The sequence below is a fragment of the Neobacillus drentensis genome (assembly GCF_036966985.1).
GTDB lineage: Bacteria > Bacillota > Bacilli > Bacillales > Cytobacillaceae > Neobacillus > Neobacillus drentensis_E.
Window position 1 is genome coordinate 1 of the sequence record NZ_JBALSN010000790.1, and the last position, 1,515, is coordinate 1,515.

1 protein-coding gene and 1 pseudogene are annotated in these 1,515 nt (G+C 40.8%); both read right to left on the bottom strand.

Annotated elements, in window-relative coordinates; genetic code table 11:
- Positions 1-186: pseudogene (locus tag V7659_RS31765) on the bottom strand (MBL fold metallo-hydrolase); the annotation flags it as partial.
- 287 nt (positions 187-473) lie between these two features.
- On the bottom strand, positions 474-1,514 hold the full coding sequence (locus tag V7659_RS31770; protein WP_335543947.1) for an NAD(P)-dependent alcohol dehydrogenase: 1,041 nt from the start codon (positions 1,512-1,514) through the stop codon (positions 474-476).
- Position 1,515 lies beyond the last annotated feature (1 nt).

Sequence of the window (1,515 nt, forward strand, 5' to 3'; positions counted from 1 at the left end):
AGGAATTTCAACAGGTCTGCGGTCTTTACCACTTGAATTAGAGTTCTTAAACGTGGAGGTAATAGTGGATTTGGTTGGTGACTGATAGACAAATTTACCGTTCACATAATTATCAAACGTTTTATATACCTCTTTCTGTTCGGTACTCGGATTTCTCCCGAATACTGGATGCAAGTTTATAAACAATGAAATGACAGCTCCTAATAAAACTAAAGTAACCAATAAAAAAATCATTATTTTTTTCATTATTCTGTACTTACCTTTTGGTGCAAAATCTCCGGCCATTTTTTGTGAGGCAGTAAGTTTTTTTAAATTTAAAATACCAAATCCCTCCTTTCGATGATTGGGATTCTTCTCCTAGTTTGCTATTATTGGAAATTTTCATAAGTACAATATAAGTTAAAATATAAGCTAAATATATAAAAGGATGTCCAAAAAGCTAGACTTTTTGGACATCCTGTCATTTACACAAATTACATTGTACTAATGTCAATTACAAATCGATACTTCACATCTGAAGCTAATACTCGTTTGTAGGCTTCGTCAATTTGGTCTGCTGAAATTACTTCAATCTTAGGAACAATGTTATGTTTTGCACAGAACTCCAACATTTCCTGAGTCTCACGGATACCTCCAATCATTGAACCTGCAAATGAACGGCGATGACCGATGAGTGAGAATACATTAACTGACAACGGCTCCGCTGGTGCACCGACATTAACCAACGTGCCGTCAAGAGTAAGTAGTGCGAAATAAGCATTAATATCGATTTTTGCACTTACCGTGTTAATAATTAAGTCAAAGGTTCCGGCAAGTTTCTCGAATGTTTCTGGGTCACTTGTGGCATAGTAGTTAGCTGCGCCGAATTGCAAGCCATCGTCCATTTTCTTTAATGATTGAGACAGAACTGTTACCTCGGCACCCATAGCATGTGCAATTTTGACTGCCATATGTCCAAGACCACCCATACCAACAACCGCTACTTTCTTACCTGGTCCAGCTCCCCAATGGTTTAGCGGCGAAAATGTCGTAATACCAGCGCAAAGCAATGGTGCTGCAGCGTCAAGCCCAATGCTATCAGGAATTCTGACTACGAAGTCCTCAGTGACAACTATGTGTGTAGAATACCCACCTTGAGTAGGTTCGCCGTATTTGTCCACACCAGCGTATGTAGGGACATTTCCGTTCAGACAGTATTGTTCTTCTCCTTTACGGCAGTTCTCGCAATCGCCACAGGAATCAACCATACATCCGACCCCTACCCGGTCACCAACCTTGTACTTTGTGACCTCAGTTCCTACTTCTGTGACAATTCCAGCAATCTCGTGTCCAGGTACGAGGGGATAGTTCACGGGACCCCATTCGCCGTGAGCAGTATGGATGTCAGAATGGCATATCCCTGCATATTTAATTTCAATTAGAACATCGTGCGAATCAAGATCGCGTCTTTTAATTTCAGCAACTCGAAACGGTTTGTCAGGACCATCGACAGCTCGTGCTTTAGCAGTAATCATT